The organism is Janibacter cremeus (assembly GCF_013409205.1).
Lineage (GTDB): Bacteria > Actinomycetota > Actinomycetes > Actinomycetales > Dermatophilaceae > Janibacter > Janibacter cremeus.
This window is the reverse complement of record NZ_JACCAE010000001.1, coordinates 1,808,449-1,832,757: the sequence shown is the minus strand read 5'-3', so window position 1 is coordinate 1,832,757 and position 24,309 is coordinate 1,808,449. Positions and strand designations below refer to the sequence as shown.

At 70.7% G+C, this 24,309-nt stretch carries 19 protein-coding genes; 10 read left to right on the top strand and 9 right to left on the bottom strand.

Going from position 1 to position 24,309, the window contains the following annotated elements:
* Positions 1–3: 3 nt before the first annotated feature.
* A complete protein-coding gene (locus tag BJY20_RS08705; RefSeq protein WP_185991168.1) occupies positions 4–1,236 on the bottom strand; it encodes an NAD(P)/FAD-dependent oxidoreductase in 1,233 nt (410 codons plus the stop codon).
* A 221-nt stretch (positions 1,237–1,457) separates the two neighbouring features.
* Between BJY20_RS08705 and BJY20_RS08700 the strand changes: the two genes are divergently transcribed.
* The 9 genes from BJY20_RS08700 to BJY20_RS08660 all read left to right on the top strand — a co-directional run bounded on the left by BJY20_RS08700 (position 1,458) and on the right by BJY20_RS08660 (position 13,766).
* Positions 1,458–3,107, top strand: coding sequence for a fatty acid--CoA ligase (locus BJY20_RS08700; protein WP_185991167.1), 1,650 nt, complete (start codon positions 1,458–1,460; stop codon positions 3,105–3,107).
* Positions 3,104–4,549: an FAD-dependent oxidoreductase gene (locus tag BJY20_RS08695; protein ID WP_185991166.1), complete on the top strand. Its 1,446-nt coding sequence runs from the start codon at positions 3,104–3,106 to the stop codon at positions 4,547–4,549. Before BJY20_RS08700 ends, BJY20_RS08695 begins: the two co-directional genes overlap by 4 nt.
* Before the next feature lie 53 nt (positions 4,550–4,602).
* Positions 4,603–6,543 (top strand): aconitate hydratase, encoded by a 1,941-nt coding sequence (locus BJY20_RS08690; protein ID WP_185991165.1) that lies wholly within the window; start codon positions 4,603–4,605, stop codon positions 6,541–6,543.
* Between the two features lie 119 nt (positions 6,544–6,662).
* Positions 6,663–7,214 carry a type 1 glutamine amidotransferase domain-containing protein gene (locus tag BJY20_RS08685; RefSeq protein ID WP_185991164.1) on the top strand — a complete coding sequence of 184 codons (552 nt, stop codon included), beginning with the start codon at positions 6,663–6,665 and terminating at the stop codon, positions 7,212–7,214.
* Positions 7,215–7,354: 140 nt separating this feature from the next.
* The gene (ilvD, locus tag BJY20_RS08680; protein ID WP_185991163.1) at positions 7,355–9,079 is read left to right on the top strand and encodes a dihydroxy-acid dehydratase; all 1,725 of its coding nucleotides are present in this window, start codon (positions 7,355–7,357) and stop codon (positions 9,077–9,079) included.
* A 59-nt stretch (positions 9,080–9,138) separates the two neighbouring features.
* Entirely contained in the window at positions 9,139–9,987 is an 849-nt protein-coding gene (locus BJY20_RS08675) for a DMT family transporter (RefSeq protein WP_185991162.1), read from the top strand.
* Positions 9,988–10,066: 79 nt separating this feature from the next.
* Complete coding sequence (locus BJY20_RS08670; protein WP_185991161.1) at positions 10,067–11,203, top strand: glutathione-independent formaldehyde dehydrogenase; 1,137 nt, start codon at positions 10,067–10,069, stop codon at positions 11,201–11,203.
* A 58-nt stretch (positions 11,204–11,261) separates the two neighbouring features.
* Entirely contained in the window at positions 11,262–11,996 is a 735-nt protein-coding gene (locus BJY20_RS08665; protein ID WP_185991160.1) for a DsbA family protein, read from the top strand.
* 81 nt (positions 11,997–12,077) lie between these two features.
* Entirely contained in the window at positions 12,078–13,766 is a 1,689-nt protein-coding gene (locus BJY20_RS08660; RefSeq protein ID WP_185991159.1) for a M4 family metallopeptidase, read from the top strand.
* A gap of 185 nt (positions 13,767–13,951) precedes the next feature.
* Here BJY20_RS08660 and BJY20_RS08655 read toward each other — a convergent pair whose 3' ends face one another.
* From BJY20_RS08655 to BJY20_RS08620, 8 genes are all read right to left on the bottom strand, one after another.
* Positions 13,952–15,337: an HNH endonuclease signature motif containing protein gene (locus BJY20_RS08655; protein WP_185991158.1), complete on the bottom strand. Its 1,386-nt coding sequence runs from the start codon at positions 15,335–15,337 to the stop codon at positions 13,952–13,954.
* 189 nt (positions 15,338–15,526) lie between these two features.
* A complete protein-coding gene (locus tag BJY20_RS08650) occupies positions 15,527–18,832 on the bottom strand; it encodes an SNF2-related protein (protein WP_185991157.1) in 3,306 nt (1,101 codons plus the stop codon).
* 216 nt (positions 18,833–19,048) lie between these two features.
* On the bottom strand, positions 19,049–20,368 hold the full coding sequence (locus BJY20_RS08645; protein WP_185991156.1) for an MFS transporter: 1,320 nt from the start codon (positions 20,366–20,368) through the stop codon (positions 19,049–19,051).
* A 118-nt stretch (positions 20,369–20,486) separates the two neighbouring features.
* A complete protein-coding gene (locus BJY20_RS08640) occupies positions 20,487–20,933 on the bottom strand; it encodes an OsmC family peroxiredoxin (RefSeq protein ID WP_185991155.1) in 447 nt (148 codons plus the stop codon).
* A gap of 69 nt (positions 20,934–21,002) precedes the next feature.
* Positions 21,003–21,335, bottom strand: a complete 333-nt coding sequence (locus tag BJY20_RS08635) for a TraR/DksA family transcriptional regulator (protein ID WP_185991154.1) — start codon at positions 21,333–21,335, stop codon at positions 21,003–21,005.
* A 40-nt stretch (positions 21,336–21,375) separates the two neighbouring features.
* Positions 21,376–21,867 (bottom strand): hypothetical protein, encoded by a 492-nt coding sequence (locus BJY20_RS08630; protein WP_185991153.1) that lies wholly within the window; start codon positions 21,865–21,867, stop codon positions 21,376–21,378.
* 1 nt (position 21,868) lies between these two features.
* Complete coding sequence (locus BJY20_RS08625; RefSeq protein ID WP_185991152.1) at positions 21,869–22,753, bottom strand: cytochrome c biogenesis CcdA family protein; 885 nt, start codon at positions 22,751–22,753, stop codon at positions 21,869–21,871.
* Positions 22,754–23,482: a DsbA family protein gene (locus tag BJY20_RS08620; protein ID WP_185991151.1), complete on the bottom strand. Its 729-nt coding sequence runs from the start codon at positions 23,480–23,482 to the stop codon at positions 22,754–22,756.
* A 48-nt stretch (positions 23,483–23,530) separates the two neighbouring features.
* Between BJY20_RS08620 and BJY20_RS08615 the strand changes: the two genes are divergently transcribed.
* Positions 23,531–24,289: a UTRA domain-containing protein gene (locus tag BJY20_RS08615; RefSeq protein WP_185991150.1), complete on the top strand. Its 759-nt coding sequence runs from the start codon at positions 23,531–23,533 to the stop codon at positions 24,287–24,289.
* Positions 24,290–24,309 lie beyond the last annotated feature (20 nt).

Sequence of the window (24,309 nt, the reverse complement as noted above, 5' to 3'; positions counted from 1 at the left end):
CTCTCAGCCGTGAGCCTGCGCCAGTGGGATCGACACGTCGCGCAGAGCGTCGGTGGCCTCGTTCCCGACGCACGCGCGCAGGTGGTCAGTCGCATCCCAGTCGTTGGTGTGCATGCCGGCAACGACCCGACCGGAGGTGATCATCAGGGCGTTGAGCACCCGCGAGTCGCGGTCTCCGCGGATGACGACCTCGTCATAGCCGTCCGGACCGAGGTGGCCGATGTACTCCATCCCCAGGTCGTACTGGTCGGTGAAGAAGTAGGGCTGACGCGTGTACGCCTCCTGGCCCCCGAGCATGCTGCGGGCCGCGTGGCGACCCTGGTGGATGGCGCTGTCCCAGTGCTCGACCCGGACCCGCCCCACCGTCGGGTGGTCGTGGTTGGCCACGTCACCGGCGGCGAAGACGTGCGGGTCGCTCGTACGCAGCCGCTCGTCGACGAGGATCCCGTTGTCGACGTCCAGACCGGCTGACTGCGCCAGCGCGACCTCGGGCTGCGCCCCGATCGCGACGAGGACGATGTCCGCGACGACCTCGGTGCCGTCGGACAGGGTGGCGCGGGTACTCCCCTTCGAGGCTCCTTCGTCGCGCCTCAGGGCACGGTCTTCGCCGTGCTCGATGGCCGTGACGCTCGTGCTGGTGCGCAGGTCGACGCCGTGCTCGCGGTGCAGTCCGGCGAAGACCTCGGCCATCTCCGGGCCGATGGGTCCGGACAGGGGCGTCGCCGCTGCCTCGACGACGGTGACCGTGCCGCCGGCCTGTCGGGCCGCGGAGGCGACCTCGAGCCCGATCCAGCCGGCCCCGATGACCAGCAGGCGCCCGGAGAGGTTCTTCCGCAGTGCCTCGGACTCCTCGATCGTGCGCAGGTAGGCGAAGGGGGCGCCGGACTCGTCGACCATCGGCAGGTGGCGCGAGGTGGCACCGGTGGCGACGAGCAGCTCGTCGTAGCTGATCGTGCGCCCGTCGACGACGAAGGTCCGCGCGGCCGGGTCGAGGTCGCTGACCTCGCTCCCGGTGATCAGCTCGATCCGCTGCTGCTCGTACCAGTCGGCGTCCTTGACGGCGGCGTCCGCGGCGGTGCCGGTGCCCAGCAGGATGTCCTTGGACAGCGGCGGGCGCTCATAGGGTGCATGGGGTTCGGCGCCCACGAGGACGATGTCCCCCTCATAGCCCTGCTCGCGCAGCTCGGCGGCGGCGCTGGCGCCGGTGAGCCCGGCTCCGATGATCGCGATGGTCATGGCGTGCTCCTGGTGAGTTCGAGGAACTCGGCCCGGCTGCGCGGATCGTCCCGGAGTCGGCCGAAGAGTGCTGACGTGCTCGTCACTGTGCCCGCCACCCTCCCGGCGCGCAAGGACTGCGGGTGTGCTCCGCCCCGGACGGTCGCCCACGTGGGCGATGCCGGTGACGGGCAGGAGATGGCGCTCTGGACGTGGCGCCCGTCACACAGTTGGATAGGTGCATGAAGAGCACGATGCAGGACTACCAGCTGACCATCGCCTCCCTGATGCACCACGGGACGGGCGTCCACCCCGACTCCGAGGTGGTCACCGCGACCGCCGAGGGCTCCCGGTCCATCAGCTATGCCGAGCTCGGGAAGCGCACCGCCCAGCTCGCGGGCGCCCTGCGGTCGCTCGGCGTCGAGGGCGACGACCGGGTTGCCACCTTCCAGTGGAACAACGCCGAGCACCTCGAGGCCTACCTCGCGATCCCGTCGATGGGCGCGGTGCTGCACACGCTGAACATCCGCCTCTTCCCCGAGCAGCTGATCTACGTCGCCAACCATGCGCAGGACAAGGTCGTCATCGTCGACGACTCGCTCGTCGGCCTGCTCGCGGCGCAGCTGCCGCACCTGGAGACCGTCACCCACGTGCTCGTCGCGGGCCCCGACGCGGCCGCGGCGGACCTGGACTCCCTTCGCTCCTCCGGCAAGGAGATCCTGCTCTACGAGGACGTACTCGCCGACCAGAGCGAGACCTTCGACTGGCCCGAGGTGGACGAGGACGACGCCGCAGCCATGTGCTACACCAGCGGCACGACGGGCAACCCCAAGGGCGTGGTCTACAGCCACCGCTCCGCCTACCTGCACTCGATGGCCGCCTGCACGGGCAATGTCGCCGGGCTGACCTTCACCGACCGGGTCCTGCCGATCGTGCCGATGTTCCACGCCAACGCCTGGGGGCTGGCCTACGCCGCGATCATGAGCGGCGCCTCGTTGTGCATGCCCGACCGGTGGCTGCAGGCCGAGCCGCTCGTGCGCTTCATCAACGAGAGCCGACCGACGATCTCCGGCGCGGTGCCCACGATCTGGAACGACGTGCTCACCCACCTCGACGACCACCCCGAGGTGAGGCTGGACTCCCTTCGCCGGATCCTGTGCGGTGGCTCCGCCGTCCCCGTCTCGCTGATGCAGGCACTGCGCGAGCGCCACGACCTCGACATGGTCCAGGCGTGGGGGATGACCGAGACCTCGCCGGTCGCCTCGGTCGCCACCGTCCCCCTCGGCGTCGAGGGCGAGGAGGCCTGGCGCTACAAGGGCACCGCCGGGCGGCTGCTCTGCGGCGTGGAGGGCCGCATCGTCGCCGACGACGGCAGCGTGCTGCCCCGCGACGGCGAGGCCGTCGGTGAGCTGGAGGTCAAGGGGCCGTGGGTGACGGCCGGCTACTACGCGTCCGACGACCCGGAGGTGGAGGAGAAGTTCGACCACGGCTGGTTGCGCACCGGTGACGTCGGCACCCTCGATCACCTCGGCTACATCACCCTGACCGACCGCGCGAAGGACGTCATCAAGTCCGGCGGCGAGTGGATCTCCTCGGTCGACCTGGAGAACTCGCTCATGGGTCACGATGCCGTCCTCGAGGCCGCGGTCGTCGGGATCCCGGACGAGAAGTGGCAGGAGCGTCCGCTGGCCACCATCGTCGTCAAGCAGGGCGCCACCGTCACCGCGGACGAGTTGCGCGAGTACCTCGCCACGGACTTCGCGAAGTGGCAGCTGCCGGACGCCTTCGCCTTCATCGACGAGGTCCCGCGCACCTCGGTCGGCAAGTTCGACAAGAAGGTGCTGCGTCAGCGTTTTCGCCAGGGGGATCTGCGGGTAGAGCCCTTGTCGTGACGACTACACCCGCCGCCAGCGAGTCCATCGACCTCGACGTCATCGTCCTCGGTGGTGGTCCCGTCGGGGAGAACCTCGCCCAGTACGCGATCGAGGGCGGCCTGAGCGCCGCGATCGTCGAGACCGAACGCTACGGCGGGGAGTGCAGCTACTGGGCGTGCATCCCGAGCAAGGCACTGCTGCGACCGGTGTCCGTCGTCGACACCAGCGCCCAGCTGCAGGGCGTGACCGCCGGAGCACTCGACCGCGACGCCCTCCTCGCCCGCCGGGACACGTGGGTTTCGCACTACGACGACACCGGCCAGTTCGACTGGGTCGAGGACACCGGGATCGCCCCCGTGCGCGGGCACGGTCGGCTCGTCGGCGAGCGGGAGGTCGAGGTGACCGGCGAAGGGGGGACCCACCGCCTGCGCGCCCGGCGCGCCGTGGTCATCGCCACCGGCAGCGAGCCCTTCGTGCCCCCGCCCTACCGCGACGTCCACCCCTGGGGGTCACGCGACGTCACCGCGGTGCAGGAGGTGCCGGACCGGCTCGTCATCATCGGCGGCGGGGTCGTCGCCTGCGAGGCCGCGACGTGGATGGCCGCACTCGGTTCCCGCGTGACGATGCTGGTGCGCGGGCCGGGCCTGCTCGCGGGGCAGGAGCCCTTCGTCGGGGAGCTGGTCGCCGACTCCCTTCGCACGAAGGGGGTGGAGGTGCGCCTGTCGACCGAGGCCACTGAAATCGACCGACCGCAGGCCGAGGACACCGGCGTCGGCCGGATCCACGGCGGACCGGTCACCCTCACCACCGCGGACGGGATGGTCGAGGCGGACGAGGTGCTCGTCGCCACCGGCCGCCGGCCGCGGCTGCACGACGTGGGTCTCGACGCCGTCGGGCTCACCGAGGAGGACGTGTCGCAGGGGCAGCTGCCGCAGTGGCTGCACGCGCTCGGGGACGCCGGTGGGGAGGCGCCGCTGACGCACTGGGGGAAGTACCGTGCCCGGGTGCTCGGATCGCACCTGGCCGATGCGGCCGCCGGTCGCCCGGGTGAGCCGGTACCCGCCGACGTCCCCGTGCCACAGGTCGTCTTCACCGACCCGCAGGTCGGGTCGGTCGGCCTGACGGCCCTCGCTGCCGAGGAGGCCGGCCACGAGGTGGTCACCGCGCAGTCACCCTTCGACGCGACGGCGGGTGGCGCGCTGTTGCGCGACGACGTCAGCGGCCGGGCCGCGCTCGTCGTCGACGGGGCCAGCGGGCGGCTGCTCGGCGCGACCTTCGTCGGCCCCGAGGCGGGCGAGCTGGTCCACGGCGCGACGATCGCCATCGTGGGCGCGGTCCCGGTGCACCTGCTGCGGCACGCAGTGCCGTCCTTCCCGACGGCGTCCGAGCTGTGGTTGCGTATGTTGGAGGACCTACCCGGTGATTTGCGCCGCGGATCGCGGGTAGACCAGCAGGGATGACCCGCCGGAAGGACCGCATGCGGCCGGCCGACCGGCCGCAGGGAGGAGAACCCGTGGCACGCACAGTCGCCCAGAAGCTCATCGCCGAGCACCTCGTGGAGGGCTCGATGGAGCCGGGGTCGGAGATCGGCCTGACCGTCGACCAGACGCTCACCCAGGACGCGACCGGCACGATGGTGATGCTCGAGCTGGAGGCGATGGGTCTCGACCGCATCCGCACGGAGCTGTCGGTGCAGTACGTCGACCACAACCTGCTGCAGACCGACGAGAAGAACCCCGACGACCACCTCTTCCTGCAGTCCGCGGCGCAGCGCTTCGGGCTCTGGTACTCCAAGCCCGGCAACGGTGTCTCCCACCCGGTGCACCAGGCGCACTTCGGTCGTCCCGGCGCGACGTTGATCGGGTCGGACTCGCACACCTGCGCCGCGGGCGCGCTGGGCATGCTGGCGATCGGCGTCGGCGGCCTCGAGGTCGCGATGGCGATGGCCGGGCAGCCGCTCTACGTGTCCATGCCACAGGTGTGGGGCGTCGAGCTGACCGGTGAGCTGCCCGACTGGGTCTCCGCCAAGGACGTCGTACTGGAGATGCTGCGACGCCACGGCGTCAAGGGCGGCGTCGGTCGGGTCATCGAGTACCACGGGCCGGGGCTGGCACAGCTGACCGCGATGGATCGGCACGTCATCGCCAACATGGGCGCCGAGCTCGGGGCGACGGCCAGCGTCTTCCCCGCCGACGTGGCCGTGCGCGACTACCTCGAGGCCGTCGGGCGCGGGGACGACTTCACGCAGATCGTGGCCGACGACGGCGCGAGCTATGACGAGACCGAGCACATCGACCTCTCCACGCTGGAGCCACTGATCGCCAAGCCCTCCTCACCGGGCAACGTCGTGCCGGTCGCCGAGGTCGAGGACGAGGACGTCACCCAGGTGGTCGTCGGCTCCTCCGCGAACCCGGGCCTGCGCGACTTCGCCGTCGTGGCCGAGATCCTCGACGGCCAGCAGTCCCACACCGGGGTGTCCGTCGACATCAATCCCACCTCCCGGGAAGTCCTGGCCGACCTCATCGCCGGCGGGTGGCTGACCTCGCTCGTCGGCTCCGGGGCGCGGATCCACCAGTCGGGCTGCATGGGTTGCATCGGGATGGGGCAGGCCCCGGCGAGTGGCCGCAACTCCCTGCGCACCATGCCGCGCAACTTCCCCGGACGCTCGGGCACCGAGGAGGACGCCGTCTGGCTGTGCTCCCCCGAGACCGCGGCGGCCGCGGCCCTGACCGGCAGGATCACCGACCCGCGCACGCTCACGGACAGCCACGACCTCACCTACCCCCGCCCGACGATGCCGGAGCGCTACAGCACCATCGCCGACATGCTGCTGGCTCCCCTGCCGCAGGACGAGGCGGAGCAGGTCGAGCTGGTCAAGGGGCCGAACATCTCCTCGCTCCCGCAGTTCGAGCCGATCGAGGACCGCGTGGAGGTGCCCACGCTGCTCGTCATGGGCGACGACGTCTCCACCGACGAGATCATGCCGGCCGGGTCCCAGGTGCTGCCCTTCCGCAGCAACATCCCCAAGATCGCCGACTTCTCCTTCGTCCGCGTCGACGAGACCTACCCGGAGCGGGCGAAGGGAGGCGAGGGCCACGTGGTCGTCGCCGGCGAGAACTACGGGCAGGGGTCCTCCCGTGAGCACGCGGTGATCGCGCCGCGCTACCTGGGTCTGGTCGCCGTGATCGCCAAGTCCTTCGCCCGCATCCACTGGCAGAACCTCGCCAACTTCGGTGTCCTGCCGCTGGAGTTCGACGACCCGTCCGACCACGACTCGATCTCGATCGACGATGTCGTCGTGCTCGACGGGGTGCACGACGCCCTGCGGTCCGGACGCAACCTCACCGCGACGATCGGCGGACGCGAGGTCGCGCTGCACCACCGCCTCTCTGACCGTCAGGTCGACATGGTGCTCGCCGGTGGCCGGATCCCGCTCACCGCGCAGGCGCTCTGACAGCCAGGGAGCCTGACGGCGTTCCGCGCGCCTGCGTCCCGAAATTACGGAGCACAGGCGAGCACAACGCCGGAGGGTGACAACCGCAACCAGGATCCGACACACCAAGGAGGAACCCGATGCAGGACATGACGGGCAGGAGGATCGCTGTCGTCCTCGCCAACTCCGGCGTGGAGCAGGTCGAGTTGACCACGCCGTGGCGGGCGCTCGGTGACGCCGGTGCGCAGATGACCCTCATCGCTCCGACTGCGGGCACGGTCCAGGCCTTCAACAACGACGTGGAGAAGGGCGACACCTTCGAGGCCGACGTGGCAATGGCCGAGGCCCGCATCGCCGATTACGACGCCCTGGTCCTGCCGGGCGGCACCACCAATGCCGACCGTCTGCGGTTGGACGCCGACGCGGTCCGGTTCGTTGCGGACTTCGCCGGGGCCGGCAAGCCGATCGCGTCGATCTGCCACGGTCCGTGGGCGCTGGTCGAGGCCGGTGTGGTCGACGGCAAGACGCTGACGTCCTACCCCTCCCTGCGGACCGATATCCGCAACGCGGGCGGCACGTGGGTCGATGAGGAGTCGTTCACCTGCCCTGCGGGGGGATTCGCCCTCGTCACCAGCCGCAACCCCGGCGACCTCGATGCCTTCGTCGACGCCGCAGCGAAGGCCTTCGCCTGACGTGCAACCCCCGCAGATCTCCGGGGCAGCCCTGCCCCTGTTGACAGCCGGTGCGGGCTGACGGAGCGTGACGGGTACCGGTTGCACCCGCAGCCGGCACCCGTCCTCCCCCGTGAGGGCCGCGAGAAAGCAGCCTCTTGATGCCACACCCGCAGACCGAGCCGAGCACCTCCCTTCGCGACCGGATGAAGCCTCGGTCGAAGGACGTCACCGACGGCCTGGAGAAGACCGCCGCGCGCGGGATGCTGCGTGCGGTCGGACTGTCCGACGCGGACTTCGACAAGCCGCAGATCGGGATCGGCTCCAGCTGGAACGACATCACCCCGTGCAACCTGTCCCTGCAGCGGCTGGCCGCTGCCGCCAAGGACGGGGTACGCGAGGAGTTGGGCGTGCCGATGGAGTTCGGCACGATCTCGGTCTCGGACGGGATCTCGATGGGCCACGTCGGGATGCACTACTCGCTCGTCTCCCGTGAGGTCATCGCCGACTCGGTCGAGACGGTCATGGAGGCGGAGCGCTTCGACGGGTCCGTGCTCCTGGCCGGCTGCGACAAGTCGCTGCCCGGGATGATGATGGCGGCCGCCCGACTCGGGCTGGCCTCGACCTTCGTCTACGCCGGCACCGCCCTGCCCGGTCTGGTGCGCATGCTCGACGAGTCCGATCGGGAGATCACGATCATCGACGCCTTCGAGGCCGTCGGTGCCTGCCAGGCCGGGACGATGGAGCGCGAGGACGTCGACACCATCGAGCGCTCGTTCTGCCCGGGCGAGGGCGCGTGCGCCGGGATGTACACCGCGAACACGATGGCGAGCATGGGCGAGGCCCTCGGGCTGTCGCTGCCGGGCAGCGCCTCGCCGCCCTCGGCCGACAAGCGCCGCACGGTCATCGCCCGCGAGTCCGGGGCCGCGGCGGTACGGATGCTGCGTGAGGGGATCACGGTCCGCGACATCCTCACCCTCGAGGCCTTCGAGAACGCCATCACGGTGCTCATGTCGCTGGGCGGCTCGACCAATGCCGTACTGCACCTGCTCGCGATCGCCAACGAGGCCGGGGTACCGCTGACCCTGGACCACTTCGACGAGATCGCCGGGCGCACACCGGTACTCGCCGACGTCAAGCCCTTCGGCCAGCACGTGATGCGCGACGTCGACCAGGTCGGTGGCATCCCCGTCGTCATGCGGGTGTTGCTCGATGCCGGCCTGCTGCACGGTGAGGCGATGACCGTCACCGGCCGCACCGTCGTCGAGAACCTCGCGGCCATCGCCCCACCACTGCCCGACGGGCACGTCCTCTTCGGCTCCGACCGGCCTTACCGAGCGACGGGTGGACTCGCCGTCCTGCGGGGCAGCTTCGCCCCGGACGGCGCCATCGCCAAGGCCGCCGGGTTCTCCTACGACACCTTCACCGGCCCGGCGCGGGTCTTCGAGGGCGAGCGCGACGCGCTGGACGCCCTCGCCGAGGGCAGCATCAAGTCGGGGTGCGTCGTCGTCATCCGGCAGGAAGGGCCGCAGGGCGGACCCGGCATGCGCGAGATGCTCGCGATCACCGGCGCGATCAAGGGAGCCGGACTCGGCGCCTCGACGTTGCTCATCACGGACGGTCGCTTCTCCGGCGGCACGACCGGCAACTGCATCGCCCACGTCGCCCCCGAGACGATGGACGCCGGACCCATCGCCCTGGTCCGCGACGGCGACAGCATCTCCCTCGACCTGACCGCGCGTCGTCTGGATCTTCAGGTGGACGAGACCGAGCTCGCCTCCCGCCGCGCGGACTGGGTCAAGCCGCCCATGACGAGCACCGGTGTCCTGGCCAAGTACGCCGCCCTGGTCGGCTCGGCCTCCGAGGGTGCGGTCTGCCTGCCGTGACGGCGTCGGGGGTCGGTGCCGGTGGATGAACCTGCCCTGACGGCCCGGCCGGCCTGACCGTGTCGCTCGGCATCCAGGGCGTCCTACTGCTCGTGCTCGGCACCGCCGTGCTGCACGCGGCATGGAACGCCATGGCCAAGTCGATCGGCGACCGCTGGGTCGCGTCGGCGCTGATCGGGACGGCCAACGGCGCCTTCGGACTCGTGTTCATCGTTCTCTTCGGCGTACCGGCGCTCGCCTCCTGGCCCTACCTCGTGGCCTCGGCGCTGCTGCAGGCGACCTACCTCGTCCTGCTGACCCACACGTACGCCCACGGTGATCTGTCGCGGCTCTACCCGATCATGCGCGGCACCTCCCCGGTGGTGGTGACGGCCATCGCGGTGACCGTCCTCGCCGAGCGCCTGAGCGTCCTCTCCTGGATCGGTCTGGGTGTGCTCGTGGCCGGCATCGTGCTCCTGGCCTGCGCGCGTGGCCTCCCCCGGGCCGACACCGGTCTGGTCCTCGCCCTGTCCGCCGGCCTGGTCATCGCCGGCTACAGCCTCAGCGACGGGGTGGGCGTCCGGGTCTCCGGCGAGACCGGCGCGTACATCGGCTGGATGTTCGCCCTGCAGGCACCTGTCCTGCTGCTGGTGTGCCGCTGGCAGGCAGGCCGCTCCTTCTGGGGGCGGATGCACGCTCACGCGCCGCTCGGCCTGCTCGGCGGGGTCCTGTCCGTCACCTCCTACGGCACGACGGTGTGGGCGCAGAGCCGCGCACCGCTGGCCCTGGTGGCCGGGCTGCGCGAGACGAGCGTCGTCTGGGGCGCGCTCATCGGGGGGCTCGTCCTCTCCGAGCGGCTGACCACCGTCGAGCGTACGGCCGTACTGGCTGTCGCCGCCGGGGCCGTGATCCTGCAGTTGGGGGCCTGACCCCTCGGCGGTGCCAGGCATGTGCACGCGCGGACCGGGTAGGGCTCTGACATCTCCATGACGACGAAAGGAGTCGACGATGAAGGCCGTTGTCTACCAGGGACCGTACGAGGTGGCCGTCCAGGACGTGCAGGACGCACGCATCGAGGACCCGACCGACGCACTGGTGCGGATCACCACCACCGCCATCTGCGGATCCGACCTGCACATGTACGAGGGACGGACCGACGCCGAGCCGGGCATCACCTTCGGTCACGAGAACATGGGGATCGTCGAGGACGTCGGGCCGGGTGTCACCTCGGTCCGCAAGGGTGACCGGGTGGTGATGCCCTTCAATGTCGCCTGCGGGTTCTGCGACAACTGCCGGGCGGGCAAGAGCGCCTTCTGCCTGACCGTGAACCCACCTGGTGCGGGTGGCGCGTACGGATACGTGGGGATGGGGCCCTACCCGGGCGGGCAGGCCGAGTACCTGCGGGTCCCCTTCGCCGACTACAACTGCGTCCCCCTCCCCGAGGGCTCCGAGCACGAGCAGGACTTCGCGTTGCTCGCCGACATCTTCCCCACCGGGTACCACGCCACCGAGCTGGCGGGTGTCCGTCCCGGGGACACCGTCGCGGTCTACGGTGCCGGGCCCGTCGGCCTGATGGCGACGTACTCGGCGCTGCTGCGCGGCGCCAGCCGGGTCTTCACCGTCGACAGGCACAAGGACCGGCTGGACCTGGCCGGCCAGATCGGTGCCGAGCCGATCGACTTCAGCGTCGGGGACCCGGCGCAGCAGATCGCCGACGAGCTGCGGGCTCCGGGCGTCGACCGGGGCATCGACGCCGTCGGGTACCAGGCCACGGCCGAAGGGGGCGAGGAGCAGCCCGCGCTCGTGCTCAACCAGCTGGTGGAGACGGTCCGTTCGACCGGGTCCATCGGGGTCGTGGGGCTGTACCTGCCCTCCGACCCGGGCGCGCCCAACGAGCACGCCGCGAAGGGGGAGCTGCTCTTCAAGGTCGGGCGCTACTTCGAGAAGGGCCAGACCATGGGCACCGGCCAGGCCGACGCCAAGCAGTACGCACACTTCCTGCGTGACCTGATCATCGCCGGTCGAGCCGAGCCCGGCTTCGTCGTCTCCCAGGAACTGCCGCTCGCCGAGGCTCCCGATGCCTACTCCCGGTTCGACAAGCGCGAGAGGGGCTACACCAAGGTGCTCCTCCAGCCGGGGAGGTAGATCACCACCGCGCAGGGCAGACCGTGCGCGGTGGACCACGGTGCGTAGGGTCTCGACCATGTCCGACAAGACCCGCCGCGTCCTCGCGATCATCCTTGCCCTGGCGATGGTCGGCAGCCTCGCCGCGGGCGTGATCCTCTCCAGCCTCGGCGGGGGCACCGGGGGCAGCGCGCCGGACGCCGAGGAGAGCAAGTCGAGCTCGGCCTACGACAACCCCCGCGAGGCCGAGGACGACATCGGTCTGGCCCGGCGTGAGGCCGACGACCCGACAGCCATGGGCGACGTCGACGCGCCGCTGGTGCTCATCGAGTACGCCGACTACCGCTGCCCCTACTGCGGTGTCTTCAACCGGGACACGCTCCCCACGATCGTCGAGGAGTACGTCGAGACCGGCAGGATCCGCATCGAGTGGCGCGACCTGCCGCTCTTCGGTGAGCAGTCCAGCGACGCCGCCGTCGCCGCACGCGCCGCCGGGAAGCAGGGCCGTTTCTGGGAGTACCACGACGCGGTCTACGCCGATGCACCCGAGGAGGAGCACCTCGAGGTCACCCGGGACAAGCTCCTCGGGTGGGCCCAGGAGGTGGACGTACCGGACATGGATCAGTTCGAGGAGGACCTCGACGACCCGCGGCTGCTGGAGCTCGTCCGGGCCGACGCCCATGAGGGCGAGCAGGTCGGCGCCACCGGCACGCCCACCTTCGTCATCGGCCACGAGGCCCTCGTCGGCGCCCAGTCCATCGGGCTCTTCCGCGACCTGCTCGACGACCAGCTCGAGGCCGTCGGGGAGCAGTAACGATTGCCGGTCCCGAACCGTCGAGACCTTCTCGCTGTCGGGCACCGGGCCTAGAATGAGGTGATCGACGAAGGAGCACCGATGCCCGACGATCACCGTCCTGACGGACTGACCAGGTCTTCCATCCACGCGTGGGACGACTCCTCGTCCGAGGCCCTCTCCGGCATCACCGCCCAACGTGGGGTCCGCGCCGGCATCGCCCCGGAGGTGCACGACGTCCTCGACCCGGAGTCCGCTGCGCGCGGATACCTCGACGACGCACTGGCGAGCCCCTCCCTTCCCTCCCTGACCGCGCCCGAGGCCGCTGGCGTCCCGACCCGCTTCACCACCCTCGGCACCGAGACCGTCGCCCTGACCGGCACCCGCACGGTGAAGTTCCGCCAGGCCCTCCACGGCATCCCCGTCTACGGGTCCTTCGTCGTCGTGGAGCTCGACGAGGACAACGAGCTGGTCGGCATCGACACCACCATGGGCCAACCCGAGGACGTCGACCCGGTTGCCGCCATCGCCCCGGCCCGTGCGGTCGAGGTCGCGCGCGGGGCGCCGGGTGGCTACACCCCGCTGACCGATGTCGTCCCCCGCCTGCAGTTCTACTTCGACGCCGCGGACGAGCGGTGGCGGCTGGTCTACCTGCTCGAGGACGTGCCGGTGACCACCCGGGGAGGGGCGAAGGGGGACGATGCCCCGCTCCCCGAGGCGCCGCACCTCGTGGACTACGTCATCGACGCCCACGACGCAGCCGTGGTCGCCGTGCTGCCGCGGACACCGAGCCTGACGGCGCAGGCCCAGGAGCAGTCCGCGGTGGACAGCTACGGGGACCAGCGCACCTTCGCCGCCCAGCAGGACGGTGAGGGCCTCGTGCTGCGCGACCCGGAGCACAACGTCGAGACCTTCGACTTCGGGTTCGGCGACCCCGCGGTCGACGCCGATGCGCTCCCGGGCACGATCATCGCCAACCCGCCCGACTGGTCACCCGGCGCCGTGAGCGCGCACGCCAACGCCATACAGGTTGCGCGCTTCCTGCGGACGGTGGTGCTGCGCAACAACATCGACGGCCGCGGCGGGCCGATGACCTCCACCATCAACTGCGTCGTGCAGTCCGCCAGCGGAGGACCGAAGGAGTGGGCGAACGCATTCTGGAACGGCACGCAGATGGTCTACGGCCAGATACGCAACGGGGAGGAACTGCTGTCGCTGTCGGCGAACGTCGACGTCGTCGGCCACGAGATCTTCCACGGTGTCACCGGCTCGACCGCGCGGTTGGAGTACCGCGCCCAGTCCGGTGCACTCAACGAGTCCTACTCCGACGTCTTCGGCACGATCATCGCCAACCTCGGCAACGAGGACCCGCGCACCTGGGACTGGCTGATCGGCGAAAGGCTCTTCCCGAACCGGGAGGCGCTACGCGACATGGCCGACCCGACCCGCTTCGACCAGCCGGCGCACATGGACGACTACCGGGACCTACCCGTCACCCAGAACGGGGACTGGGGCGGGGTGCACACCAACAGCGGCATCCCGAACAAGGCCGCCTACGTCCTGCTCACGACCGAGGAACCCGACGGCGCCCTCGCGCTCACGCCGCACGAGGTGTCCGCGGTCTACTACATCGCGCTGACCCAGCGGCTGTCCCGGACATCGCAGTTCGTCGACGCCCGACGGGCGTCCGTGGCCAGCGCCCGATCGTTCCTGCGCGGCAGGCCCCGGGACGAGCGGGACCGGAAGGTCGCCGCTGTGGAGGCGGCTTTCGACGCCGTTGGGATCGCCTGACTGCCGTCCGCCCAATCCGTCGCACGATCCCACGCAGTTGCGAAGCCGACCCCCACCGCCGGCGTCGAGCCGGTCAGGGACGAAGGGGGCGTGTCGGTGCGCCTGGTCCCTGGGGCTGAGCCCGGCAAGGGCGGAGAGGGCATGCCGGTGCGCCCGGCCGGGTGGCCGGGCGCGGGGCGGGACAGCTAGACGTGCCAGGTGACGCCGGTGGGGGTGATGGTCGCGGTCAGGTCGTGGGTGTGGACCTTCGTGTGGTGGCGCTCGCACAACAATGCGGCGTTGCCGGTGTCGGTGGCTCCGCCTCGGGACCACCAGGCCACGTGGTGGGCATCGCACCACTGCGGGGGCATGGTGCACCCCGGGTAGGTACAGCCGCCGTCGCGCAGCCAGATCGCCTTGCGCTGCCCGGGGGTGAAGAACCGCGCCGTACGGCCCAGGTCGAGGACCTCGCCGTCCTTGCCGAGGATGACGGGGATGATCCCGGCGTCGCAGGCGAGCTTGCGCACCGTGGCCGGCGCCAGGACCTCACCGGTGGTGGTGACGCCGGCACCGTTGGTGCCTGAGCGCAGGTCGTCCAGGCCGATGGTGACCATCAGCTGGGCCTTCTCGCTCTTGGCCGCTTCGCCGGGCGCGGAGACCCCGCGTCGGACGATCTCCACCAGTGCGTCCGCGCGGCGCTGGGTGGCGGGCCGCTCGTCGTGCTCACCGTCGGGGCCCTTGACCGGCCCGGACATGGCCGCGATGGCCGAGTCGATGACCGCGGCACCCTCGGCGTCCAGGACGACCTTGTAGGCGCTCATCCCGGCCGGGCCTGGGGACTTGGTGAACGTGCGCGCGGCCTTGGCGCGCTTGTCCTCGCGGTCCTGGTCCTTCTCGGGCCTCAGCAGCCGCCCGGCACGCGTGATCCCGGCCGCGAGCTCCTTGTCCGTCAGTCCCCGCACCCGCTCGCGGCGTCGACCGTCGGGGCCGGTGGCCACGATGTCGTCCTGCGCGGCCGCGACCAACGCCGACAGGTCGTCGGCCAACTCCTCCTCGTCGGCCACCGGCGCGACCTGCGCATGGAACCGCGCCAGCTGGTCGGCCTTGCCCAACGGCAGATCCCCCCTGGTGAAGGCCTCGCGCAACTCACCGACCGCACCATCCGCTCGGGTCCAGTACCGGCCGGCCATCGTGGTGCCGGCCTGGGCCACCCGCACCACCGAACCCACGTGCCGCACACTCGGATCCGGGGACCGCTCACCCTCCGCGCGGGTGACCCAGTCACACGCCGACCACGCAGACTCGGCCGACAGACCCCGCGCCAGACCCTCACGCACCAGATCGACCTCCGCGACCTCCAACAGCTGCCGGATCTGTCCGACGACGGCCAAGGCCTCGGTGACCTCACGGTCCTGAAGTCGCCACAATCCCGCGTCCGCAGCCTCACCACCACTCGCATCGACACCAAGTGCGCCCACTCCGGCGGCAGCCGTCAGTACGGGAGCAGCGGCCCCGAAAGACAACGACCGCAACGCATCACGCAGCCCGGGAACCATCCCGTAACCCTCGCTCCACTGCGCCACCATCGACATACCTCGATCATATGTTCGACCACCGACAGCCCGGCCGCCGTCTCCGTCTCCGTCTCCGTCTTCGAAGTCCTGACACACGCTGTCACCGATGTCCCGACGCAAGGAGGCACCGAAGTACTGGGGCATCGCACCACCCACACACGGAGAGGACCTGGACACCCTCTCCGGAAGAGCGGGCGGCGGTCCGGCTCAGTCCGTCTCGAGCAGCGCGCGGATGTCCTCGCCGGTGATCTTCCCCGAGAGCGCGCCACCGTCGTCGACGACCCGCTCGAAGAGGTCGCGCTTGCGCTCCTGCAGCGCCAGGACCTTTTCCTCGATGGTGCCGCTGGAGACGAGTCGGTGGACCATGACCGGCCTGTCCTGACCGATCCGGTGGGCGCGGTCGATCGCCTGGGCCTCCGCCGCGGGGTTCCACCACGGGTCGAGGACGTAGACGTAGTCCGCCTCCGTGAGGGTCAGTCCGACACCTCCGGCCTTGAGACTGATCAGGAAGGCGAGCGCGTCACCACGACGGAACTCGTCGATGACTGCGGCCCGGTCCCGGGTCGAGCCGTCGAGGTAGCACGTCGTCAGGCCCTCCGCGGTGAGTCGCTCGCGCACCAGACCCAGGAAGCGCGTGAACTGGCTGAAGACCAGCACCCGGTGCCCCTCCTCGGCGAGCTCGTGCAGGTGCTCGACGAGCAGGTCGACCTTGGCCGAGGACACCGTCCCGCGGTGCTCGGCGTCGACGAGCTCGGGGGCCAGGCTCAGCTGACGCAAGCGTGTCAGCGACGCCAGGATGGCCACGCGGTTGGCATCGGGGTCCTCGAGCAGCCCCAGGACCCGCTTGCGCTCCCGCTGCAGGTGCCGGTCGTAGAGGCGACGGTGAGCAGGACTGAGCTCCACGGGCATGACCTGCACCTGCTTCGGCGGCAGGTCGAGCGCGACCGCCTCCTTGGTCCGACGCAGCATGAGTGGTCGGATGCGTCGTCGCAGGCGGTCGAGCAGCTCCGGCTGGGCACCGGACTCGATGGGTTTGCGGTAGACCTCGACGAATCTCTCCCGGCTCGGGTAGAGCCCCGGCGCGGCCAGCGCCAGCATGGACCACAGGTCCATCAGCGAGTTCTCCAAGGGCGTACCCGTGACCACGAGGACGAAGGGGGCGGACAGTCGCCTGATCGCCTGGTGGGTCTTGGACCGGGAGTTCTTGACGAACTGCGCCTCGTCGATGAGGACGCCGCGCCAGGCCACGTCGGCGAACTCCTCGGCATCGATGCGCAGCACCGCATACGACGTCACGACGAGATCGGCGCCGGCGGTGGCCTCGCTGACCGTCTCGCCGCGTCGCTTGTGCGTCTGGGTCAGGACGCGCACGTCCAGGTCGGGGGCGAAGCGCTCGGCCTCACCGGCCCACGTCCCCACAACGCTCGTCGGGGCGATGACCAGGACCGGCTCATCGAGCTCGTTCGCCTCGGCAGCACGGGCGATCAGGGCCAGCGCCTGGACGGTCTTGCCCAGACCCATGTCGTCGGCGAGGACGCCACCGAGTCGGGTGTCCCAGAGCGTGGTCAGCCAGTGGTAGCCGTCGAGCTGGTACGGCCGCAGGGTTGCCGTGAACCGCTCGGGCAGCGCGGGTGCGGCGTCCACATCGAGCTCGCGCAGTGCCTCGACGCTGCGCAGCCACCCGTGCTCGCGCTCGATGTCCACATCGCCGAGATCCGCGATCTCGTCCCACAGGCCGACCTGGTAGCGGCTCAGTCGCAGCTGCCCCGCCTCGGGCTCGGCAAGATCGCGGGCCTCCTGGATGAGGTCACGCAGGTCGGCGAGGACGGGTTGATCCAGGCGGAACCACTCCCCCGTGTCCAGCTGCATGATCTCGTCGCCGCGCACCAGCGCCTGGAAGAGCGACTCGAAGGGCACCTCCACCTCACCCACGGTCACGGTGATGCCCAGGTCGAGCCAGTCCGACTCCGCCTGCCCACCCGCCCCGTGGAGCGCGATCTGCGGCTCGGCGTCCAGCTCCTCGTAGGCAGGGATGTCCTCGTCGACCTCGACGAGGACCCGGGGGTCCTCCTCGAGTTGCGGCACGACATCGGTGACGACGCGGATGGCGGCCGCCCCGGCCACCCGCAGGGATGCCGGCATCCTGCGGTGGGTGCTGCCCACCGCACGGGTGACCGCGCCGGGGATCTCCTCCAGCGCTTCCACCCCCGCCAGCAGCGCCTGCTCCCCCTTCGTGTCGCGGGGCACGGCTGCGCCCACTCCGGCCGGGACGACGTGGACGGTCGACCCGGCCTCGTAGGCGAAGCCCAGCTCGAGGCGGATGCCGCTCCCTTCAACGCGGACGCCCACGTGCAGCCGCGGCGGAGTGGGCTCGGGCAGGTCGACGCTCCCGTCCGAGGAGGTGACGGACACCTGCTCCCGCAGGCGCGCGAGGTACAGCGCGAGGAAACGGTCGACGTCGTCCTCGGGGATGGCCAGCTCGCCCGTGTCCCGGACGAGGTCGGCCAGACCCGGAGCGACCTCGACGGCCAGCGGGGCGAGGGTCAGCGAGTCGCCGAGAAGAGCGACCCCGTGACCCGGTTGACCGACGACTTGGATCTCGGACCGGCTGATGTCGGGGACGCCGTCCGCAGCCGTCACCGTCGGTCGCAGGCGCAGCCCGTCGCGGTCCCGGACCGCGTCGATGACGATCTCCTCCGCGACCTCCTGCACGATGACCGGTTCACCGGCCTCGTTGCTGATGAGCTCCACGCCGGCGTCGCGGATGCGGAGCAGCGTGGGCCACACCTCCGGGCCGAAGTCGTCGAGGTAGACGTTGGGCTGCGGAGACCCGTACCCGTACTGGTGTCGGTACGGGTACGGGTCAGTGGCGCCGTGCAGCGCGACGAGGGACTCGAGGGCGCGGCGGTGGCCCGCCCTGACCGTTGAATTCCGAGCCTGAAAGAAGCCACGGCCGAGCGCCTCGCTCCAGGAGAACTTCTTGGACCAGTGGCCGGCCTTCGTGCGGCGAGTGGGCCGCACGCGCACCCGCGGCACTGCGATCAGGTCGCGATGGTCCTGCGGTGCCCGGACGCTCTCGACGATCAGGGCCAGGGCAGCACCGCGGTCCAACGGCTGGGTGGTCGGGGGGCTGGTGAGATCGGACAGTGCGTCCTCCCACGAGGACACGGGGGCCGCACCCGCGAGTCCGCCGAGGTGGTCGCGCACGGTCAGCAGGACTGCCACGGCGTGCTTGCAGTCCGTGCCCACCGGGCAGGAGCAGCGAGCGCTCCACTCCACGACCGAGTCCTGCGGGTCCCCATCGAGCGAGACGATGGTCTGGTAGGCCTCACGGCCGGAGCCACTCACCTTCGCGACGATCCCGCGGCCCCGATTCAGCGCGGCAGCTTGGGTGACCATGCCCCTCTGGGCGTAACCGTGCCCGCGCGCGAAGGTCCCGACATCGGTCATGGCCTCGATGCGGTCGTCGGTCAGCCGCTGCACCCACGTGGCGGACGCGACCTTCCACACCACGGTCAGGCCACCGTCGTCGGGAGGGGGGAGAGGATCATGATGGCAGCATAGATTCCGTGGCCGACAAGCCGGGCCGTCGACCAGGGATTGGGGACGGGTCCGTCATACCGACGACGCTGTGGTCAACATCTACGGATGTTACGAGCGAGTACGACTACACGTTGACGTTGCGGCCGCGGCAACAACCAAGGATTCATGGGAGTTGGGCTCGGACCATCACCGCGAGTGGTCGTCGTACCCGCACGTAACTTCGCTCAGCGCTCCGGAGTCACGCCGCTGCCCCGCCGATTCTCGCTCCTGCCACTGATCCGCAGTCGTCCACCGCGGTTGCTCGCGCCCACCGCCGTAGCCCAGCTGCACCCGTGGTGGGCGGGCGACCAGATCGGTGAGGAACATCCGCCGCGACAGCAGGACCAGGCCCGCGGCGGCGAAGAAGGCCACTGCGGCCAAGCGCCACGAGGTCTCGTAGCCGAAGGCGTCGACAGCGAATCCGAAGAGGAGCGGCCCGGTCGCGCCGCCGAAGAAGGCGCCCGCCTGGACGTACCCCGACGCCTTGGCCGGCGCCTCACGACCGACTCTGGCCACGGCGAAGAGGAACAGGCCCGGCCAGGACCACCCGATGCCGAACGCCACGAGGCTCGCGGTGACGTAGCTCGCGACGCCCGGGAGCGATACAGCCAGCAGAGCCACCCCACCGACGGCCATCTGGTTGGCGACCACGGGCAGGTTGCGTCCGTGGCGTCGATCGGCGAGCTGCCCCATCAGGAGTCGACCGACGACGTTGAGCGCGCTGCCGGCAGCCACCAGTCCGCCGGCCTGCGAGGGGGTGAGCCCGACCTCGAAGCCCCACGAGGCGATGAAGGACCCCATCGAGTTGGCGGCTGCGCTCCCCAGGGCGATGGCGGCCGCCACCACCAGCAGTGTCCTGACCGGCGGGGAGTCCGGGCCGGCACCCGGTGCCGGTGTTGCCGCCGAGTGGTTCCGCCCGGGGGCGAGCAGGCCGGCGAGGACGACGACGGCCCCGACGCCGCCGAGCGTCCAGTACGTCGAGCGCCAGCCGAGCTGGGAGGTCATCGTCGGCACGGCCAGTCCGGCCAGGACGATCGCCACCGGGACCGCGGACTGCTTGACCCCGAAACCGATGCCACGGCGGTGTGCCGGGATGCTGCGGGACATCGCCAGATTCGCCGTCAACTGGTGTGCCGCGTTGGCGGACCCCAGCACCAGCATGCAGATGACGAGGGTCAACCAGCCGCGGGCGACCAGCGCGACCCCGACTCCCCCGGCGGTCGAGAGCGCGCCGGCGATCATCGTCGACGCGCGTGGGCCCACCCGGTCGGCAACTCCCCCGCCGACAATCGCCACGAGGGAGGCGGCCGTGAAGAACGCGGCAACGGCCATCCCGAACCGCTCCTCGCCGAAACCCAAGTCGCGGCGCACCGGCACCGACTGGGTGGCGAGCAGGAAGACGGGCAACGAACCCACGGTGGTCAGCAAACTGGCCCCGAGGACCTTCCACACTGCCGACGACGCCACCACCCCATGATGGGACATCCCCAGCCGGGGGCGAGGCGCCGTCCGGCACGGGATGCTGCGGCCTCCGGCCCCCTCCCCCACCCGGGGGCGGTGCGAAGGGGGAGGTCCGGCCGGTGGGCTACGCGCTCGCGAGCGAGGCATCCACCGTGATCGTCGCCCCCGTGAAGAGCCTCGAGACCGGGCACAGGGCAGACGCGGACTCGACGATCGAGCCGAAGGTCTCCTCCTCGATCCCGTCGACGACGGCCGTGACGGTGATCGTCGAGGTGGTGATCGTCGGCTTCCCGTCGACCTCCTCCAGGGAGATGGTCGAGCTGACGTCGAGGCGGGTCGGCGGGGTCTTGTTCTCGCCCAAGGTCAGGGCGAGAGCCTGCGAGAAGCACGCGGAGTGCGCTGCCGCGAGGAGCTCCTCGGGGCTGCTCTTGCCGCCCGGCGCCTCGGTACGAGAGCCCCACGTGACCAGCTGGTCGTCAAGGACACCACTGCTGGAGTCGTGGAGGGTCCCGCTCCCGGTGGCCAGCGGACCCTCCCACGTGGTCGTGACAGAACGATCGGCGATGCTCATCTTCATCCCTTCAGTTGGTATTTTCTCCACCGTACTCCGTGGAAAATGACGACACCAGCCCTCACCCGGTCAGGCGCAGTCGATGCACCGTCGCGCGGTGGGTCTGGCCTCCAGGCGCCCGGGCCCGATCGGACGGCCGCACTGCTCGCACGTGCCGTAGTCACCACGGTCGAGCCGCTCGAGTGCGGCGTCGATCTCCTCGAGGTGCGCTCGACCCTGCCGCACGAAGGCGTCGACCTGCGAGCGCTCGAACGCGATCGTCGCACCCTCCGGGTCGTGCTCGTCGTCGGCGTTGCTCCCTTCGCTCGCCTCGACGAGTGCGGTGAAGTCGTCGGTGAGCACCGACAGGCGCTGCAGCGTCGCCCGGCGCTCCTGCTCAAGGCGTGCTCGCTGGTCCTCCATCGGGTCCATCCTTCCAGTCATCGAGCGGGCGGGTGCCCGGTCAGACGCGGCAGGCGCGCTCCCGGCGCACCCGCACGACCAGCGCCCACAGGAGCACGCCGATAGCGGTGGCGGCGATCAGCGGCTGCACGGGCGCGAAGTACTGCAGGGCGCCCGCGTAGCCGAGCGCGAGCAGGACCAACTTGTTGCACACGGGGCAGCCCACGGCGAAGAAGGTCGCGAACGCCCCGACCATGCCCAGGCGGGAACCGCGCTGGCCCCCTTCGTCCGGGTCACGACGGGCAACGTACGTGGCGGTGACCATCCCGGCCAGCACCGAGGTGAGAGTGAGCACCGGCCACGCCCACGCGGTCGTCGGGACGTCCCGGCTGAAGATCGGGGTGGGGACCATCGCGGTGGGGACCGCCGTGACGATCATCGTCAGGACCGCGACCCCTGCCGCGGTCCACCAGCGCCGTGCCTGCCACGTGCGCAGCTCGTCGAGGAGTGACGTCGTCGTCCCCGGCTCCCGGGGCGGGGTCAGGGTGTCCATGTCACTTCTTCCTGCTCACCAGATCGGGGCCGGCGGAGTGCTGCTCCGCGTCGGAGGGGCCGTCGGTCGGCGAGTCGCGCCGCCCATTGCGCTGGCGCCACAGGGCCACTCCACCCAGGACGACGACGGCCGCGACGATGAACCAGACGTCCGAGACCCCGGAGCTCCAGCTGCTCAGTGTCGACTCGGCCGAGCGCTGGGTGCTGACCGTGAAGACGCCGCTGAGGCTGGCGGTGCCCTCGGTGAGGATCAGCAGCACGCCGATGGCGATCGACAGGACCCCGGAGATGACCATCGCCCAGGTGTTGCGCCACGGGCCGATCGAGACCTCCTTGGGGGCGATGACGGCCCGCCCGCGCGTGCCCAGCCGCTTCCAGACCGCCGCGAGCACGAAGAGCGGGACGGTCATGCCCAACGCGTAGAGGGCGAGCACGGAGCCACCGTAGATCGGGCTGCCGCTCACGGCCGCCACCATCAGCACCGACCCGAGGATCGGCCCGGCGCACACCCCGGCGACGGCGTACACCGCCCCCAGGGCGAAGACCGACCCGATCGAGGTGCTGTCGCGCTGCTGGTCGGTGGATCGGGACAGTCCCGGCACCGGCAACCCGGACAGCTGCCACAGACCCAGGAGGATGACCACGGTCGCCGCCACGGTCACCAGCGTCATCCGGTGGGTCGTCAGCAGGGAGCCGAGCGACCCGGAGAAGATGCCCAACGGCACGAGCGTGACGCTCAGGCCCGCGTAGAAGATCGCGGTCCGACCGATGAGAGCGCTCGGTGAGGTGAAGGCGTAGGCGAAGAAGGCCGGGAGCAGCATCACCGAGCACGGACTCAGGAGAGTGAGGATGCCGCCGAGGAAGGCCCCGGTGTATCCGATGTCCATCTAGCCCTCCTCGACGGAGTCGAGCTCCTCGTCGATGATGTCGCGGAAGGCATCCGTCGGCTGGGCGCCCACGATCTTCTGGTCACCGATGACGAAGGTCGGCGTCCCCGTCGCGCCCACCTGCGTGGACGCCTCGCGGGCGTCGGCCTCGACCTTCTCGCGCAGCTGCGGGTCGTCGAGGTCCTGCTCGAACTGGTCCAGGTCCGGCACGTCGGCCTCCTTCGCCCAGGCCATGACCTTCTCGTCGGTGATATCCAGGTGGCCGCGCTGGGGCGCGTCCTGGTACATCGCGTCGTGGTACTGCCAGTACTTGTCCTGCTCGCCGGCAGCCCGGGCGGCCATCGCCCCCTTGAGCGACTCGTCACCGAAGACGGGGAAGTCGCGCCACTCGAAGCGCAGCTTGCCGCTGTCGATGTAGTCCTCGATCAGCACCGGCATGGTGTCGCGGGCGAAGGCACCGCAGAAGGGGCAGCGGTAGTCGGAGTACTCGATGAGCACGACCGGTGCGTCGACATCACCCATGGCGGTGACGTCGTCGGCGTCCCGGCGGGCCAGCCCGACCTCCTCCTCGGTCATGCTTCCCTCGCTGGCGGTCTCCCCCGCGCTCGCGCCCGAGGAGCTCTCGGAGGAGTCGTCACCCCGGTCGGAGAGGAAGACCCCCGCTGCGAGCAGGACGACGACCGCCACGGCAGCGACTATGGTCAGGACGCGTCGGTTGGTGCCAGTCATGACAGCGACGGTACCTCAATGTATAGACATTTCATTCGAGAGGTGGACGTGCGGACACTGCCACGGTGGCGCGAGATCAGCGACGACCTCCTGCGCCGGGTGCAGGAGGGCGAGTTCGCCCACGGCTTCCCGGGTGAGCTCGCCCTGTCCGAGCGCTACGGAGTCAGCCGCGGCACGATCAGGCAGGCCCTGACCCCGCTGCGCGAGCAGGGGATCGTCGGTGGTGGGCGCGGTCGCCGCTCCTACGTGATCAACACCAGCCGCACGTCCGGCCACGGGCCGATGTACAGCCTGCGCGATGCGATCACCGCCCAGGGCAGTCGCGAGACCTCCGAGGTCCTCGCCCAGCGCCTCGTGACCAGCCCCGAGGTGTCCACGGCGCTCGGCCTGGCGGCGGACACCCCCTTCATCCATGTGGCGCGGGTACGCAGGGCCGACGGCGCCCCCTTCGCCATGGACCGGCTGTGGATCATCGCCTCCGCGGCCGAGCCGCTGCTCGAGGCGGACCTGACGCAGGCCTCCGTCTACGACGTGTTGCGCACCCGGTGCGGCATCGAGTTCGACGCCGGGGTGGAGTACACCCACTCCGTCCCGGCAACGGGCGACGTCGCCGCCCGTCTGGAGGTGGACGAAGGGAGTCCCCTGCTGACCATCCGCCGCAAGTCCTGCCTGGCCGGCCGACCGGCAGAGCTGCGGGACACCTGCTCCGTCGGTGACCGGGTCACCCTGACCCACGTCTTCGGCGATGCCTCGGCCGTCCTGAACTGCGGCGGCAACGGGCGTCCCATCGAGATCCCCTGGGATTGATCGAGGGCCGGTGACGTCGC

Bases quoted from the DNA above. Each gene is read 5' to 3' on its own strand.
- BJY20_RS08705 (WP_185991168.1), bottom strand. From the start codon at position 1,236: ATGACCATCGCGATCATCGGAGCCGGGCTCACCGGCGCCAGCGCCGCC.
- BJY20_RS08700 (WP_185991167.1), top strand. From the start codon at position 1,458: ATGAAGAGCACGATGCAGGACTACCAGCTGACCATCGCCTCCCTGATG.
- BJY20_RS08685 (WP_185991164.1), top strand. From the start codon at position 6,663: ATGCAGGACATGACGGGCAGGAGGATCGCTGTCGTCCTCGCCAACTCC.
- ilvD (WP_185991163.1), top strand. From the start codon at position 7,355: ATGCCACACCCGCAGACCGAGCCGAGCACCTCCCTTCGCGACCGGATG.
- BJY20_RS08670 (WP_185991161.1), top strand. From the start codon at position 10,067: ATGAAGGCCGTTGTCTACCAGGGACCGTACGAGGTGGCCGTCCAGGAC.
- BJY20_RS08665 (WP_185991160.1), top strand. From the start codon at position 11,262: ATGTCCGACAAGACCCGCCGCGTCCTCGCGATCATCCTTGCCCTGGCG.
- BJY20_RS08660 (WP_185991159.1), top strand. From the start codon at position 12,078: ATGCCCGACGATCACCGTCCTGACGGACTGACCAGGTCTTCCATCCAC.
- BJY20_RS08655 (WP_185991158.1), bottom strand. From the start codon at position 15,337: ATGTCGATGGTGGCGCAGTGGAGCGAGGGTTACGGGATGGTTCCCGGG.
- BJY20_RS08640 (WP_185991155.1), bottom strand. From the start codon at position 20,933: ATGAGCATCGCCGATCGTTCTGTCACGACCACGTGGGAGGGTCCGCTG.
- BJY20_RS08635 (WP_185991154.1), bottom strand. From the start codon at position 21,335: ATGGAGGACCAGCGAGCACGCCTTGAGCAGGAGCGCCGGGCGACGCTG.
- BJY20_RS08630 (WP_185991153.1), bottom strand. From the start codon at position 21,867: ATGGACACCCTGACCCCGCCCCGGGAGCCGGGGACGACGACGTCACTC.
- BJY20_RS08625 (WP_185991152.1), bottom strand. From the start codon at position 22,753: ATGGACATCGGATACACCGGGGCCTTCCTCGGCGGCATCCTCACTCTC.
- BJY20_RS08620 (WP_185991151.1), bottom strand. From the start codon at position 23,482: ATGACTGGCACCAACCGACGCGTCCTGACCATAGTCGCTGCCGTGGCG.